This window comes from Caulobacter sp. P1_D6 (assembly GCF_056406095.1).
Genome location: NZ_JBFUAW010000026.1, coordinates 22,210 through 40,137 on the forward strand (window position 1 = coordinate 22,210; position 17,928 = coordinate 40,137).

Here is a 17,928-nt window from a genome sequence, read left to right on the forward strand (position 1 = left end):
ATGCCGGATTTTTCGACTTTCGCCAACGACGCGCGGGTTCAGCGCGACCTCAAAACCATTCGTGAAGGTCGCAAGACCGTCTCCAGCGTGAAGGGAAGCTCCAGGGCGGTCATCGGAAAGAAGATTGGCGCGCACCACGTCAATCCGATCGCGACCCTGGGCACCGCGGTCAACGGCGTTGTCTATCTGGACGATACGCTGGAGGCGCGCGCCACGCTGCTCGCGAACAAGCTGTCGTCGGTCGATCCCGCCAATTGGGGGCGGTTCGGCATCAACGGCATGGACAACCTGCAGCTGTTGCCTGGCGCCGCGGAATCGCCTCTGGACGGGGCTCAGCATTCGGGTTCTCACGACAGCTACAGCGCGGCCTTCGCGGCGAAGCTGCGCGGCGCGATCATGGCGGATCCGGCGCTACGCAGCTTTCTGGATGATCCTCAGCGCTTTTCGGACGCCTACTTCAACGGCGCCTTGCCGGCCAATGTCAGCAGCTCGCTCTCCAACGCGATCGAGACGACGWCCTGGCAGGCGCGCTACAGCCTGACGGCGCCGGTGAGCGCGCAAAACATTCGCACCGTCGCCGACCTGCAGGGGATCGGCTTTCTGAGCGTCAAGGATCCGCGTCTCGCGGTCGCCGCCAAGGCGCTCGGCATGGACCCGCAGGCCGTGATGGACACGGCCAACAACGCGTTGCGAAACTACAGCTTCGCGGCAGAGGCCGACGGCATCAAGATGCGTCGGGACATCTGGGGCGACGCGCCTCAGTTCACCGGTGTCGACCCGGCCAACGTGGGGGGATTGCTCGACTGGGCCAAGCAGGTCGTCAAGAGCGGTCGCGCCGGCAACGACCTGGCGGTCGCGAGCCAGTTGCTGGAAGTGGACGCCAAGCTCGGCTACGTGAGCGCCATGGCCCGGGAGGGCGGTTTCATCAACGGCGCCGGCGGCGTCCTGAACCGCGCCCAACTGGTCGAAGCCATCATCAGGGATCCCGTCCAGGCCGCCGCCATGTTCGCCGGCGAGAAAGCGATCGAGCTCGGCTACAAGCCGGTCCTGACCGCGACCCTGCAGACGCTGGGGGCCAGCCAGAGCCGGATCGCCACCGTGCTGGGCCTGTCGACGACGCTGGGTCTGGGCGTGGCCAAGACGGCCAACGCGGCCGGCCTGCTCTACGAGGGCGTTTCGATCTTCGGCTCCGCCCAGGCCCTCTACAAGGAGGACGCCTATTGGGACTTCGAACATCCGTTCGGAGCCAATCGCTTTGGCGACGGCGCCAAGTACGTCGTGGACTCGCTCTTCGACCCCGCGCGTGAAGGCGCCTTGGGCACGGTGGTGGTGCCGCATGAATATGCCTACACCAACGACGTCTACGACGAGACGAAGGCCGAGAACTGGCTCAATCAGAAATACGCCTCGGGCGGCCGGATCTATTTCATGATCCACGGCAAGCCCGGCGATGCCGATTTCGGCTGGGACGCCTTCGATCGCACGACTCACGAGCGTGCCTATTTCACCGTCCGGATCTCGCCGGGCGCGGACGCCAATTCGCCCGACGGACGGACGATCGCCGCGATCATCACCAAAGTCGGCGAGAAGGGCGACAAGCTCCTGATCGAAAATCTGGAGACCAACACCGGAGAGATCGTCGAGGACCCGACCGGCGAGTTGGAACAGCTCTACAAGGTGATGCTGGACCCGACCTCCTCGGCGCTGGCGCGGGATGCGGCCAGGCTGGCCCTCAACAACAAGAACATCACCAGCGTCACCGTCTATGCCGGTTCGGACGTGATCCTGCGCGAGCAGAGCCAGGAACTGGCGCTCGAGGCCCTGTCCACGGCGGGGCTTGGCGACGTGGAGCTGACCCACGCGCCGTTCCTGCCGGATATCTTCAACGATCCGGAGCGCCAGGACGAAGAGACGACGTTGACCGTGGTGGTCGAGGGCGTGGTCCACGCTTATCGCGGCGCCGTGCGCGAGTTGCGCCAGATCGGCTTCGCGGTCGCGAAGTATGTGAAGTCGGTTCCCGGCATGGTGGCGGACGGGCCGAGCTCGGTCTTCAACGACGCCTACAAGAAGCTGGGCGAATACAACTACGGCGCCGGCATCCTGAGCGCCAAGGACGTGGGCGGGCTCCTGGCCTCCCAACTGATGCGCTCGCTGCCGATCGACGATCCGTGGGCCCGGATGGGGACCTCCACGGCGCTGGGCGCGATCATGTCCGATCTCGGCGCGGCGATCGACGCCGCCGGCGGACTGGGTCATCTGGCCGGCGTGGGCGCGGAGCTGGAAGGCGCCTTCAAGGATTTTGGCGACGACATCCTGTCGAGCGGCTTGGGAGCGGTCAGCTCCTATCTGGTCGGCGATCTCCTGGGCGGCCTGGGGCTCGAAGGCGACGAACTGGAAGCGGCCACGGCGTTCGCCGGACCGACGATCGGCAAGATCGCCTACAACCTCGTCAAAATGGCCCAGCCGGGCGGCGAAGTGCTGCATTGGAACAGCGGCATAACCGTCAACCTCTACGCCACCGCCGCGGCGTCCTTCATCGGTGGAAAGCTCGCCGATGAGCTCGTCGATTTCGCCTCCGTCTACGGCCAGGTGGGCGCGGCGCTGGGCGAGGCCGTCGGCACGATCGTCGCGACCAAGCTGTTCAGCGCTTCGCTGGCGACCGGGAACCCCTATGCGATCGCCGGCGCGGCGATCGTCATCGCCCTGTCGAAGATCCTCGGCGGCCTGATCGGGTCGATGTTCGGCGCGTCCAAGTCGTATGCGACGATTTCGTGGGACAGCGAAGACGGCGTCTACGCGGTCGGGGCCGCCAGCTCCAAGCGCGGCGGGTCCAAGCAAGCCGCCCTCTCGTTGGCCTCGGGCGTCGCGGAGGTGCTCAACAACATCGTCGACACCGTCGGCGCGAGCGTGCTGGGTTCGGACGTTCCGGACCAGCAGTTCGGAATGCGCAACAAGGACTACATCTACTGGAACGCGCCCGCCGGCTACGGCGTCTCGGATCGGTCGCGCGACTTCAACGAGATCATGACCTTCGGCGTTCGGGCCGGCCTGACCAACGCGGTGTCGCGCATGGGGGGCGGGGACATCTACGCCAAGCGCGCGTTGCTGGCCAACCTCACCTATTCCGGGACGAACTTCTCCGTTGAAGGGCTGATGGGCGACCTGTCCACGGCCGCCGACTACGCGACCTACGCGACCAACCGCGCCACGCTCGAGACGCTTATCGGCGCCGACACCCAAAGCGCGTTCGCCGCGACCTGGATGATCACCCTGGCGCGCGCGCACGAACTGGGTCTGGACCGGCGGGCGAGCACCGACTGGATCGGCGGGTGGAATCTGTTCCTGGACGAGGTGGCCGACAACGTGATCGGCGATCTGCTCTGGAGCCCGGCGTCGCTGATCATGCACGTCGATCGCGAGACCGCCGAGCGGGAGTTCATCTTCCTCGACGAGGACGGCATGATGGCGAGCGTCATGGGCGACTCCATCGACAGCGCCTCGAAGACGCGGGTGACCGGCACCGGGGCCGCTGACACCATCACCGTCACCGGCGCCATGTTGGCCCCGGCCTCCGGCCTCATCGTCAAGACGGGACAGAAGGCGGCCGAGAGCGCGACCTCGCCCTACAAGATCTCCATCGCCGCCACGATCGATGCGGGCGACGGCGCCGACGTGGTGCGGGCTGGCGATCTGGGCAACGACGTCCTGGGCGGCGCCGGCAACGACACGATCGTCGGCGGCGTGCTCGACGACTGGCTCTTCGGCGAGGACGGAAACGATGTCCTGTTCGCGGGCGACGTGGTGTCCGCCGGTGTGATTTCCGCCGGCCAGCTGGCCGGCGTCAACGCCTCGGGCGCGATCGACCCCGCGGCCGTCGTCAATGTCGACGGCGGAAACGGCAACCTGCTGGACGGGGGCGCGGGCGACGACCGCCTCTATGGTTCGCGCGGCTCGGACTGGCTGACGGGGGGCGCGGGCGTTGACCGTCTGTACGGCGGAAGCGGCGCCGACATCCTGGAAGGCGGCGCGGGAGACGATCAGGCGGCCGGAGCGGCGGCGATCTTCGGCGGCGGCGGATCGGACCAGTATCTGTTCAACTACGGCGACGGCAAGGACGTGATCCTTGACGAGCAGGACGGCGGCGGGTCCGTCGGCGGCGACAGCCTTTCCCGTCGCGTCGCCCAGATCGCCGCCGGACAGCTGGCGCGCGATTGGGCCGGCGGCGGCGACTACCAGGTCGACGGTTCGGTGCGCGGAGGCGAGGACGCCATCGCCTTCGGGGCGGGCATCACGATCGAGAACGTGATCCTGCGGCGTTCCGGAAGCGAGGGCGCGGCCGGCGGCGACCTGATCATCCAGCTCACCACCGAAGGGCCGGGCGGCCAGGTGGCCACCGGCGACGAACTGGTCATCAAGGACTGGTTCGAAAGCTCGCGGCGCGTGGAGTGGCTGCGGTTCGTCAACGGCGATGAACTGCGCATCGGCGACATGACGTCCTACGTGATCGGCACGGGCGGCAACGACGTCATCCTCGGCACCTACGGCGCGGACTTCCTGTACGGCGGCGACGGCGACGACGAACTTCGCGGTCTGGGCGGCGACGACTTCGGCTCTGGCGGACTGGGCAACGACCTCGTCGCCGGCGACGAGGACCAGGACTGGGTCACCGGCGGGGCCGGGAACGACCAAGTGCTGGGCGGTTCGGGCAACGACACCGTCTTCGGCGACGACGGCGACGACTTCACCTATGGCGGCTCGGGCTCGGACCTCGTGGTCGGCGGCAAGGGCGACGACCAGGTCGTGGGCGGCGCGGGCGACGATGTCTTCCGCTACAACCGCGGCGAGGGTCGCGACATCCTGTTGGACGATCTCGTCGACAACTGGGACCAGATCTACTCGGGCACGGGCTACGTCAACGGCTACGAACTCGGCGCGGACGGCAAGGTCCGCAAGGGCGGCGTCGTCTATTTCGACGGTTCGCACTGGGTGGGCGGCGGCTACGATTGGAACGATCAGACCCAGACCCTGCGCCGGCACATGGGCGCGGTGAACGGCGTGATCTCCGCCAACAACGGCGTCGATACGCTGGAGTTCGGGGTCGGTATCGATATCCAGGATCTGGTCTTCCGCCGCAACGGCGGGGACCTGCAGATCGCGATCATCGAGGACGGCGATCTGGCCGCCTTCGACGGGGTCGGCGACCAGATCACGATCAAGGACTGGTTCACGGTCGGCAAGTCGATCGAGAACTTCGTGTTCGCGGCCACCGGACGACACGCGACGCTGGGGCTGAACCTGGCGGGCGGCGGCGACGGCGCCGATACGCTCCTGGGGACATCGGGCGACGACTGGATAACGGGCGGCGCCGGCGATGATGTGGTGGCCGGCGGGGCCGGTTCCGACATCCTGGTGGGAGACTCGGGAAGCGACACCCTGCGCGGCGACGCGGGCGCGGACGTCCTCTACGGCGGCGCCGGCGACGACGTGCTGGCCGGCGGCGCGGGAGCCGACAGGCTGTTCGGCGGCGAGGGGACGGATCTGGCCAGCTACGCCGGCTCCGAGCCGGTGAGAGCCTATCTGAACGCGACCTTCGCCAACACCGGCGATGCGGTCGGCGACATCTATGACAGCGTCGAAGGCCTGGCCGGTTCCTCCGGCGACGACGTGCTCGGCGGCGACGACGACGACAACGTGCTGCAAGGCGGCCTTGGTTCGGACAGGCTGTTCGGCGGCGGCGGAGACGACACCTACGTCTTCGACGGCGGCACCGACGTGGTCGGCGACGGTTTCTACGCCGTCCAGGAAATCCTCAAGTCCGACGGCGCGCTCAACGGCGCCGAGTTCACGGCGACCTGGACCGATCTGGGCCAAGGCGTCGTGGTCGGCGCCACCTGGCATCGCTATCGCCTGACCGTGACCCGCAAGAGCGACGGCGCGGTCGTCTATCAGAGCCGCGACAACATCGACTTCCTCTACGGCGCGGCCCACGCCCTGCCGCCAGGCGGCGAATGGCCGGCGAACGAGGGGCAGTGGAAGCTGGGAGCCCTCCGTTCGGGCAACGGCCTGCAGACGATCTGGCAAACCGCCCTCGCCGGCGACGGCGGCGTCGACAATCTGGAGATGACGGGCGTGAGCCTGTCGGATCTGAGCTTCACGGCTCAGGGCGCGGATCTGGTGATCGCCGTCTCGGGCGGCGCCAGCGTGACCCTGAAGGATCAATCGGTCGTCGAGCGCCGGGTTGAAAGCCTGGTTCTCGACGATGGCCTGGCCGTGGACCTGACCGCGCTGCGGCTGGCCGGCCAAGCGGCGACCAGCGGCGCGGACCTGATGGTCGGCGGCGCGGGCGCCGATACGCTCGACGGTCTGGCGGGCGACGACGTGCTGTCCGGCGCGGGCGGCAACGACGTGCTGCGAGGCGGTGACGGGGACGACATCCTGGAGGGCGGCGCGGGCGCCGACACCCTCGACGGCGGGGTCGACAGCGTCTCGCTGAACACGACGCTGGATGCGAACGACCAGACCAAGCTGCGCGGCGACACGATCCGCTACGTGCGCTCGGGCGCCGGCGTGACCATCGATCTGGCGGCGCGTACGGCCGCGGGCGGCGACGCCCAGGGCGACGTGATCGTCGCGGTCTCGGGCGTCAGCACGATCGAGAACATCGTCGGTTCGGACGGCTTCGCCGACAGCCTGAGCGGCGATGCGCGCGCCAACCGGCTTTCCGGGTTGGGCGGCGATGACGTCATCGACGGTCGCGGCGGCGACGACGTCCTGGTCGGCGGCGCGGGCGCGGATCGTCTTTACGGCGGCGATGGGACCGACGCCCTGGCCGGCGAGGAAGGCGACGACCGCCTCGAAGGCGGGATCGGGGACGATCTGCTCAGCGGCGGCGCGGGACGAGACGTCCTGCTGGGCGGCGACGGCCTCGATCGCCTTTCGGGCGACGCCGGCGACGACGAACTGCACGGCGAGGCGGGCGACGACACCCTGGGCGGCCAGGAGGGCGCTGACCTGCTCTATGGCGAAGCCGGGGACGACGTCCTGGCGGGCGGGGCGGGCGACGACCAGCTGTTTGGCGGCGACGGCAACGACCAACTGGCCGGCGAGGCGGGCTCGGACCTGCTGACCGGCGGCGCCGGTGCGGACGCCTACCTCTTCGACGCCAAGTCCGGTTCCGACCGGATCGTCGACGCCCAGGGCGTCAACCGCGTCGAGCTGGCGAACGTGACCAAGGACCAGGTGTGGCTGCGCCGCGCAGGCAACGACCTGATCGTCAGCGTCATCGGCGGCGACACCAACGTGACGCTGCAGGACTTCTACGTGGCGGGCGGCACGGCCGTTCGCCACATCGCCCTGTCGGATTCCGTCCTGTTCCTCGGGGCCGCTTCGCCCCTCGTCCTGGCGATGACCCAGGCCTCGGCCTCGACCCCGACGCCGGCGGTCATGCCCGCGGAGATCAAGGACCTGCTGGCCAGCTACTGGCACGCGGGAACCACGGCCGCCCCGATCGTGTCGGATCTGAGCCTGACCTTGGCCGAGGACACGATCCTCAACGGCCAGGTCGTGGCGCGTGACGACGATGACGACATCATCGGCTACAGCGTGGCTTCGCAAGGCGGCAAGGGCACGGTCGCGATCGACGCCGTCACCGGCGCGTGGACCTACACCCCCAATCCCAACGCCAACGGGACCGACCGCTTCCAACTGCGCGTCACCGACGCCTCGGGAAACAAGAGCATCCAGGTGGTCGACCTGACCATCACGCCGGTCAATGACGGTCCCGGCGAGCCGACCGTCGACCGCGTCATGGCGCTGGACGAAGGCTCGGCGATCGACACGATCGTGGGCAAGTTCAACGCGATCGACGCCGACGGCGACGCCCTGACCTATTCGCTGGCCGACAACGCCGGCGATCGGTTCAAGATCTCGGCCGACGGCGTGCTCAGCGTCCTCAACAGCCAGACTTTGGACTTCGAGACCAGCAACGGCGTCTACACGGTGCGGGTGAAGGTGTCCGACGGGACCGCCACGACCGAGAAGAACTTCGACATCACCGTGCGCGACGTCAACGAGACGCCGTACGTGCCCGAAGCCTCCACGCCCCAGCCGGCGATCCTCGGCGAGGGCGCCCTGGGCGGCCAGACCGCGGTGGCCTTCCGCCTCAACGATCCGGACCGCAACAACACCCTGGGTCTGGAGATCGTCTCCCAACCCAGCGACTGGCTGGAGGTCGTCGGCGGCGAGCTGCGGTTCAAGACCGGCAAGCAGATCGACATCGAGACCCTGGCGGCCTCCGGCTGGACCTTGGGCGACATCGACCACGACGGCGTCAAGGACGTGGCCTACACCGTCACGCTGCGCACCGGCGACGGCCAGATGAGTTCGCCGACCATCCAGCAGACGATCTATGTCGAGGACGTCAACGAGGCCCCGACCAACCTGGCCCTGGCTGGGGTGAGCTCGATCATCGAGCGCGACCATCCGGTCGCGACCGAGGCCCTCGATCCGATCGTGCTGGGAACCCTCAGCGCCAGCGATCCCGACAGCCTGTCCGGCGCGAACTTCGGCGCGCTGCAGTTCACGCTCGAGAACCCCAACGACCCCCTGTTCGAGATCGTGGACAACGCGACCCTGCGCCTGAAGGCGGGCGCCAGGCTCGATTTCGAGACCACGCCGACGGTGTCGGTCAAGGTCGTCGTCACCGACCGCGCCGGGGCCCAGGGCGGGCTGACCGCCTCGCGCACCTTCACCTTCAACGTCCAGGACCGCGACGACTACATCTACGGCTCCATCAACGCCGACGTCCTGAACGGCGCGGCCGGCCGGGACATCATCGACGGCGGGTCCGGCAATGACGTCATCGACGGCAAGGCCGGGACCGACCTTCTCAAGGGCGCCGGCGGCGACGACAAGCTCTATGGCGGCGACGGCGACGACACGCTCGACGGCGACGTCGGCGACGATCAGCTGGAAGGCGGCGCGGGCGTCGACACCCTGACGGGCGGCGACGGCAAGGACCGCCTCTTCGGCCAGGACGGGGCCGACACCCTGAGCGGCGGCGCCAACGACGACAGGCTCGAAGGCGGGCTGGGCGCGGATCTGCTGCAAGGCGACGCCGGCAACGACGAACTGCGCGGTCAGGTCGACAACGACCGTCTGCTGGGCGGCGACGGCGACGACCTGCTGATCGGCGGGGCCGGGGCCGACCGCTTCAACGGGGGCGCCGGACGCGACACCGTCAGCTACGCCGAAGCCGGCTCGGAGGTCATCGTCAACCTGGTGACCGGCGGCACGGGCGGCGAAGCGGCCGGCGACGTGTTCGAGGACGTCATCGAGGTGCTGGTCGGCACGGACTACGACGACAGCCTGACCGGCGGCGACGGCGGCGTCGAGATCCAGGGCGGGAAGGGCAACGACCTGATCGTCGGCGGGGCCGGCGTCGACATCCTCTACGGCGGTGACGGCGACGACACGCTGCAGGCCTTCGGCGGGCCGGACAAACTGTACGGCGGCGCCGGCTCGGACACCCTGGTCGGCGGGGAGGGCAGCGACACCTTCTACATCGACCGCAATTCCGGTTCGGACATCATCTGGAACTTCGACCCGAACGGCGACGACATCGACGTGGTCGGCTACGACAACATCGATCAGAACGTGCTGTGGTTCAGCCGCGACGGGAACAATCTGGTCGTCTCGGTGGTCGGCACCAACGTGGTGACCGCGGTCAAGGACTGGTATCTCAGAACCGACCCCAACGAGCGCGCCAACTACAAGATCGACTTCTTCCTGCTGGGCGAACACTACACGCCCACGGTCAACGCCGAGGCGTTGGTCAACCTGATGGCCGGCTACACCATGCCGGCCACGGTGGGGGGCTACCAGACGCTGCACGCCGATAGCGCCTTCGAAACGCCCTGGAAGACCTACTGGGGCGTCAACAAGAAGCCGGTCATCAGCGCCAGCGCCAGCGCCGAGGTGGCGATCGGCGGACAGTCGATCAACGAGGACGGGACGATCACCGTGTCGTTCTATGTCCGCGACGACATCGTCAGCTTCGACAACCTGAACGTCACGGCGCAGGTCGTGCAGGCGGGCGACACCTCCAAGCTCGATGACACCATCGTCTATCAGCCGACGGTCAAAAAAGTCGCCAACGGCCTCTTCACGGTGGATCTGCTGCCGCGGCACAACGCCAACGGCACGGCCACGATCAAGATCCTGGCCTCCGACGGCACGCTGATCTCCGAGCAGCTGTTCACCCTGACCGTGACGGCCGTGGCCGACGCACCGCTGATTTCCCGCCTGCAGACCAACGGCAACACCTTCAGCGGCGGGGCGGAAATCGGGCTGGACATCCAGGTCACGCCGCAAGGTGCGAACGAGACCGTCAAGGTGACGATCTCCAACCTGGTCAACGGCCTGTCGCTGAACCAAGGGACCGACAAGGGCAACGGGGTCTGGGAGCTGACCCTGGCCCAACTGAACGGCCTGAAGCTGCGAGGCTCGCCGAGCGCCTGGGCGGACCTGACGGGGACCACCGCCCTGACCATCACGGCGACGGCCACGGAAACCGGCGTCACGCAGACGGCCTCGACCAGCCAGGCGTTGAACATCGTCATCAACGGCAAGCCCACCAGCGTCAGCGGGCCGGCGACCCTGACCGTCGACGAGTCGACCGCCAGCATCGTCGCGCAGGGGACGCCGATCGGCACGTTCTCGGGCGTCGATCCGGACGGCGACGGCCTGACCTTCTCGCTGGAGAACTTCGCCGACATCTTCCAGTTCGTGGGCGCCCAGCTGCAGGTCAAGGACGGCGCGAGCCTGAACTACGAGGCCAAGCAGACCTACGACATCGTCGTCCGCGCCACGGATCCGAGCGGCCTGTGGGTCAATTCGACCTTCACGGTTCGCATCAATCCCAAGCCGGAGGCGCCCAACCGTCCGACCTTGTCGGGCGGCTCGCTGAAGCTTCAGGAAAACACCGGCGGCGGGCAGATCGTCGCCACCCTGTCGGGCTCGGTCGACCCCGACGGCACGACCTTCGCCAACGGCTCGACCGTGACCTACGAGATCGCGGACGACAACCTGGGCTGGTTCCAGATCGTCAACGGCGGCCAGGTGCAGCTCAAGCCGAGCGTGGTCCCGAACTTCGAAGCGCTGAAGGCTCTCATCGCCAGCAATTCGAGCCTGACCCTGACCGACGATGACAATAACGGACGCCAGGAGGTCACCTACACGGTGCACGGCGGCGCCTACGGCGTCGACGGCCTGCGCTCGCCGGTCACCAACGCGATCGTGGTTCGGATCGAGGACGTCAACGAGGCGCCGAACACACCCACGCCTGGCACGGCGTCCTGGGTGATGGACGAGGGCTTGACCTCCGCGGGGGCGACGGTCGCGGTCTTCTCCGCCATCGACCCCGACGGAACCAACCCGACCTTCCAGCTGGTTTCCGATCCGCTGTCGCTGTTCAACATCAACAAGGATACCGGAGCCCTTACCTGGCAGGGCCGGGCGGTGGACTTCGAGGCGTTGATCGGCCAGGCCAGGGCCGGGCAGAACGGCATGAGCGTCCAGGTCGTGGGCGGCCAGGAGCAGATCCTCTATTCAGCCCAGGTCCGCAGCTACGATGGCCAGTACCTCTCGCCGGGCGTCTCCACCGTCTCGGTGACGATCCGCAACATCAACGAAAAGCCCAACGCGCCGATCGAGATCGGCGGCCTGGGGATCATCAACGAGGGCGTCTACACCGACCAGGCCCTGCGCATCTTGCGTTCGGATGATCCCGATGGCGGGACGGCGCCGGTCTATATGACGGCCAATGCCTCGGGGGCGTTCTTCGTCAGCGGCAACGCGGTCTATCTGAACCGCGGCGTCAGCATCGATTTCGACGAGCAATGGCGTCTGGGGGCCTCGGCCGACCGTTACTTCGGCGACGTGGATGGCGACGGACGGGTCGATCTGGCCCTGCGGGTCGGCGTGCAGGGCAACGACGGCCAATATTGGTCGGACCCGACCTCGACCTGGGTGTGGTTCCGGGACGTCAACGAAGCGGCGGACTTCAACTACAATCAGGGCGGCACGTTCCTCGTCAGCGAGAACGCGCCCGGCGCGGGCCAGACCTCCATCGGCACGGTGGCGGTCGATGATCCGGATACCCAGTCCTATTTCCGCAAGCAGCGCTTCTCGATCTCCACCAACGACTATGTCTCCATCAACGGGGAAACGGGCGAGCTGATCCTGCAGCGCCAGATGGACTTCGAAACGGTCGGCAGCGTGGCCGTCCAGGTCACGGTCCAGGACTGGGACAATCCGGCGCTGACCAGAAGCCGCTGGTTCACCGTCCAGGCGACCGACGAGAATGAGCGTCCCGGCGGAACGATCGGTGGTCGGACGTTCTACAACAGCGCCAAGAACGGGGTGATCGAGGCCATCCACACGATGCTGTATTGGGATGACGAAGCGGCGCCGCTGAGTCAGAGCCTGATCACGATCGAGGGGGCGGACCACATCTCGACCGGCGAGATCTCGCTTCAGGGCCAGGACGTGATCAATGATCGCATCAGGTTCAAGTTCCCGGTCGGCGCCTATAACGAGGGCAAGGTCGGCGTCGTCATCACCGACTACCATGGCGCCTCGAGCATTGCGGTGATCGCCTACCGTCGCCGCACGGACGTCAAGAACTACGACATCGGCCCGTCGTCGCCGATCATGTTCGACCTGACCGGGCAGGGGCTGAAGTTCACCAGCCTCGCCGACAGCGAGATCATGTTCGACCAGGACGGCGACGGACAGAAGGACGTCACCGGCTGGGCCAAGGCCGGCACCGGCATGCTCGTGCTCGACCGCAACGGCGACGGGGTTATCAACAACGGTTCGGAGATCAGCTTCACCGCCGACGTGTCGAACGGCGTGTCGGACCTGGAGGGGCTGCGGGCCTACGACAGCAACGCGAACGGCTTCTTCGACAGCGCCGACGCCCAGTTCTCGGCCTTCCGTGTCTGGGACGACGTCAACCAGGACGGGGTCAGCCAGGCCAGCGAGCTGAAGGCCCTGAGCTATTACAATATCAGCGCGGTCAACCTGACGCTGACCCGGACCAACGAAAACCCCGAAGGCGCGACCGACAACGTGCTCTACGGCACCAGCGAGTTCGTCCGCACCAACGGCACCAAGGGTCTCGTGGGCGACGTGGTGCTGGCCTATCAGCTTCCGGCGCTGGAGATCGAGTATCTGGGCGAGTATGCCTCGGTCGAGGCCTACAAGGCCGCCGATCCCTACTACCAGGTCACCACGCGCCTGAACGGCACGGCCGCGGCCGAGACGCTGAACGGGTCAGTCGAGGCCGAAATCATCGCCGGCGGCAAGGGCGCCGACCAGGTCAAGGGCGGCGGCGGTTCCGACACCTATGTCTGGAACCTCGGCGACGGCGCCGATGTGATCACCGACGACGGGACGGGCGGCGGCGACGTCGACACCCTCTACATGACCGACGTGATGAGCAACGACGTGCTGCTCACCCAGACGGGCCAGGATGTGACGGTCAAGGTGATCTCGACCGGCGAGACCCTCACCCTGAAGAACCAGCGCGCCGGCGGCGGCGCGGGCGTCGAGCGCATGGTCTTCAAGGACCTGATCCGCGTCGACGGCGAGATCGCCGCCGGCATCGCGGTTCGCGGGACCAATGCGAGCGAGACGCTGCAGGGCGCCAGTTCCGCTGACAACCTGATCGGCGGCCTGGGCGACGACACCCTCGTCGGCGGCGGCGGTTCGGACGTCTACGCCTACAAGTCGGGCGACGGGGCCGACGTCATCGACGAACTGGCCGACAGCGCCGGGGTTCCAGGCTTCGACATCCTGGACCTTGGCGACCTTGGCGCGGCGCAGGTCACCCTGGGCGTCTCGGGCTCGGACCTGACCGTCCGTATCAACGCGACCGGACAAACCATCCGGGTGCTGGGCCAGTTCGCCACGGATCTGGCGCTGACCGCCGGCGACAACGCCGGACGCGGCGTCGAGCAGATCCGCTTCACCGGCGGAGCGTCGCTCAGCCGCGAGCAGATCTTCAAGCAGGTCATGGACGGCCAGACCGGCCAGGGCAACCAGGGCACGATCTGGGCCGACACCATCCTCGGCGGCGCGGGCGCGGAGACCATCACGGGCCTGGCCGGCGACGACGTGTTGTTCGGCTTCGGCGGCGCCGACGTCATTTACGGCGGCGAAGGCCACGACCAGATCGGCGGCGGCGCCGGTGACGACAAGATCTCCGGCGGCGAGGGCTACGACACCATCATCTACGATGGTCCGGTGACCAACTACACCTTCTCGCGCAACGCCGACGGCACAGTGAAGGTGACCGCCAAGACCGGTACCGACGGTGTCGACACCCTCGACGGCGTGGAGGCCTTCTGGTTCGAGGCCGACAGCCAGTGGCGCGGCATCCAGGAAATGGTCGGCGACTACGGCACAGAAGGCGACGACGACTTCCTGCTCGGCTCGGCCAACGACGACAACCTCTATGGCCTGGGCGGCGCCGACCAGTTGTTCGGCGGCGCGGGCAAGGACAAGATCTACGGCGGCGCGGGCGAGGACCTGATCTACGGGCAAGCCGGCGACGACGTGATCGACGGCGGGGCGGGCGACGATGAGATCGGCTACGCCGGCAAGCGTGTGAACTTCACGTTCAGCCGCAACGCCGACGGGTCGGTGACGGTCGTCGACAGCACCGGCGTTGAAGGAACCGACCGTCTGATCAATGTGGAATACCTGTACTTCGCGGGCGATCCGTCGGGCGCGATGATAAGCGACGTGGTTGTCGGCTACGGGACCGCGGCGGCCGACACCATCAACGGCGCCGGCGGCAAGGACAACATCTACGGCCTGGCCGGAGACGACACCTTGCAAGGCTTTGGGGGCGACGACCGGATCGACGGCGGCGACGGCTCCGACACGGCGGCTCTCAGTCTCCTGCGCGCCAACTACAGCTTCGTGCGCAACGCCGACGGTTCGGTGAAGATCACCGCGCTCAGCGGCGCCGAAGGCGTCGACACGCTGATCGGGGTCGAAACCGTCCTGTTCAAGGGCGACAACACCCGGGTCGCCGTCCAGGAACTGGTGGCGCTGAAGGGCACGGCGGGCAACGACGCCCTGTTCCAGGGCACGTCCTATGCCGAGACGATGTATGGCCTGGCGGGCGATGACGGCATTCGCGGCCTGGGCGGCGACGACTTCATCGACGGCGGAGCCGGCTACGACACCGCCCTCTATCTGGGCGTCTCGACCAACTACACCTTCTCGCGCAACGCCGACGGCTCGATCAAGGCCACGGCGGTGGCTGGCGCCGAAGGCACCGACACCTACGTCAACATCGAGGCGGTCTATTTCGAGGGCGACGGGGTCTGGAAGGCGATCACCGACCTTGTGCCGTCGGGCATCTACGGCACGACCGGCAATGACACGGTGACCGGAACCAGCGCCGCTGAGAGCCTCTACGGCCTGGCCGGGGACGACACGCTGCAAGGCCTGGCCGGAAACGACCGGATCGACGGCGGGGCCGGCGCAGACACGGCCGTTTTCGCCCTTCAACGCACCAACTACACCTATTCGCGCAACAGCGACGGGTCGGTGAAAGTGACCGCCACCAGCGGGACGGACGGCGTGGACACGCTCTACGACGTGGAAACCGTCCTGTTCCAGGGCAACAACACCAGGGTCGCCGCGCTCGACCTCGTAGCCCTGAAGGGAACGGCCGGCGCCGACTCGCTGATGGAAGGAACCGCCCTCCAGGAATGGATGTACGGTTTGGGCGGGGATGACAGCATTCGCGGCTGGGGCGGCGACGACCGCATCGACGGCGGCGCCGGCTACGACACCGCGCTCTACTACGGCGCTTCGACCAACTACACCTTCTCGCGCAACGCCGACGGCGCCATCCAAGCCACCGCCCTGGCGGGCTCGGAAGGCAACGACACGCTGGTCAATGTGGAAGCGGTCTACTTCGAGGCCGACGAAACCTGGGCGGCCATCGACGATCTGGTCGGCCTGACGGTCAACGGCACGACGGGCAACGACGACTGGGTGGCCGGCGCCGGCGGCTCCGACGTCCTCAACGGCCTGGCTGGCGACGACAGCCTCTATGGCGGCGGCGGCAACGACGTCATCCACGGCGGCGCGGGCTACGACACGCTCGTCTACGACCAGGGGATGAGCAACTACGTCTTCACCCAGAACACCGACGGCACCGTGCGCGTGCGGGCTCTGAGCGGAAACGAGGGCATCGACACGGTCGACGGCATCGAGGCGGTCTATTTCGACAGCACTGGCGAGTGGGCCACCCTGGCTTCGCGCATCAGCGGCCAGACCCCGCCCGTCGTCCTTGATCTGGACGGCGACGGGGTGGAGCTGGTGTCGCGGGCGTCCTCATCCGTGACGTTCGACATGCTGGGCGACGGGGTCCGGCGCAACACCGGCTGGGTCGCCTCCGACGACGGCCTGCTGGTGCTCGACCGCAACGGCGACGGGGTGATCGGCGACGCTTCGGAAATCTCGTTCAAGAACGACCTGCCGGGCGCCGTGTCCGACCTGGAAGGCCTGGCGGCGTTCGACAGCAACAAGAACGGCTGGTTCGACGGCGGCGACGCGCGCTTCGGCGAGTTCAAGGTCTGGCGCGATCTCAACCAGGACGGCGTCAGCCAGACCGCCGAACTGGGCGGCCTGGCCGACTACGGGGTCACCGCGATCGGCCTGACCTTGTCGCTGACCGGCGCCAAGCCGGAAGGCGCGGTCGACAACGTGATCTACGCCACCTCGGCCCTGGTGCGGGGCGGCGGTCTGGTGGGCACGGTCGGGGACGTCATGCTGGCCTACGGGCCGACCACGCCCGCCGGCTCTGGCGCCTCCGGCGACGCGGGCGKGGGGGCGGCCAAGCCGGGGGGCGTGGACCGCAACGCCGACGAGACTTCCAAGCCGAGGAAGGCGAGCCTGGCTCAGTCGATACGGCAGGCCATGGAAGCGAACGCCCAGAAGCTTCGCGGCCAGGCTTGGGACGCGTCCCTGGCTCCCTTGCCCAACGAGACCGGCGAGCTGGGCGTCCGGCGCAACGCCGATCGCTTCGGCCCGCTTGCCTCCGATCCGAGCCAAGCTTATGAGGCGCGGCTTTCGCAGGCCGATGTCGACGTCGCGCCCTCGATCCAGGCCGGGCGTTCGGCGCTGGACAAGGACGTGGCCCTGGCCGGCCGGTTGCGCTTCCAGATGATCAACGCCATGGCGGCGTTCAATCCTTCGGGCGGGGCGGACATCGGCATCGCGTCGCGCGACAGACCCAGGACCGCGGCCCTGCTGACCACGCTTCCCAGTTACGGACAGATTACATGACGACGACTTCCACAGAGACGCCGCAGCGGCCGCCGACCTCCACCGTGGCGGAGGCGCTGGGACAGATCGTCTGGTTGTTCGATCAGTCGCCGCTGCACCGTGAACTGAAGATCAAGGATCTGACCTCGTCGATCGCGCCGGCGATCCTGACCGGTCAGTTCCGGATTTTCCGGTTCGGGCCGACGCCGGCTTTCGCCGGCTCGGACCCTTCGGAGTTTCTGAAGCTTGGCATGAGCCGCGAGGACCTGGAGCGTCTGCCGTTGGGCTTGGCGCTCTGGGCCTTGCTCTCGGAGGAGGCCGAGGCGCGTCTGGAGGCCGGCGAGCGGTTGTCGGCGAGCGATTGGACTTCGGGCGACCGGTTGTGGTTGGTGGAGATGATTTCTCCCTTCGCCACGCCGGAAAACAAGCTCACCGAAGTGATGCTGCTCGACCTGATAAACGGCCCGTTCAAGGGGCGGGCGTTCAGCCTGCACCGCACGGATCCGGCCACCGGCGTGCGCAAGAAGGTGACGACCGGCGAAGCGACCTAGCTCCGACGAGCCGGCCTGATCCTCG

At 67.6% G+C, this 17,928-nt stretch carries 2 protein-coding genes; both read left to right on the forward strand.

Going from position 1 to position 17,928, the window contains the following annotated elements; all coding sequences use genetic code 11:
- Positions 1-17,373: an Ig-like domain-containing protein gene (locus tag AC1DYP_RS15715; RefSeq protein WP_477047117.1), complete on the forward strand. Its 17,373-nt coding sequence runs from the start codon at positions 1-3 to the stop codon at positions 17,371-17,373.
- Positions 17,370-17,903 carry a toxin-activating lysine-acyltransferase gene (locus AC1DYP_RS15720; RefSeq protein WP_477047118.1) on the forward strand — a complete coding sequence of 178 codons (534 nt, stop codon included), beginning with the start codon at positions 17,370-17,372 and terminating at the stop codon, positions 17,901-17,903. Before AC1DYP_RS15715 ends, AC1DYP_RS15720 begins: the two co-directional genes overlap by 4 nt.
- Positions 17,904-17,928: the final 25 nt, after the last annotated feature.

What these genes read in the sequence shown, in the direction of transcription:
- AC1DYP_RS15720 (WP_477047118.1), top strand. Translation starts at nt 17,370, where the DNA reads ATGACGACGACTTCCACAGAGACGCCGCAGCGGCCGCCGACCTCCACC.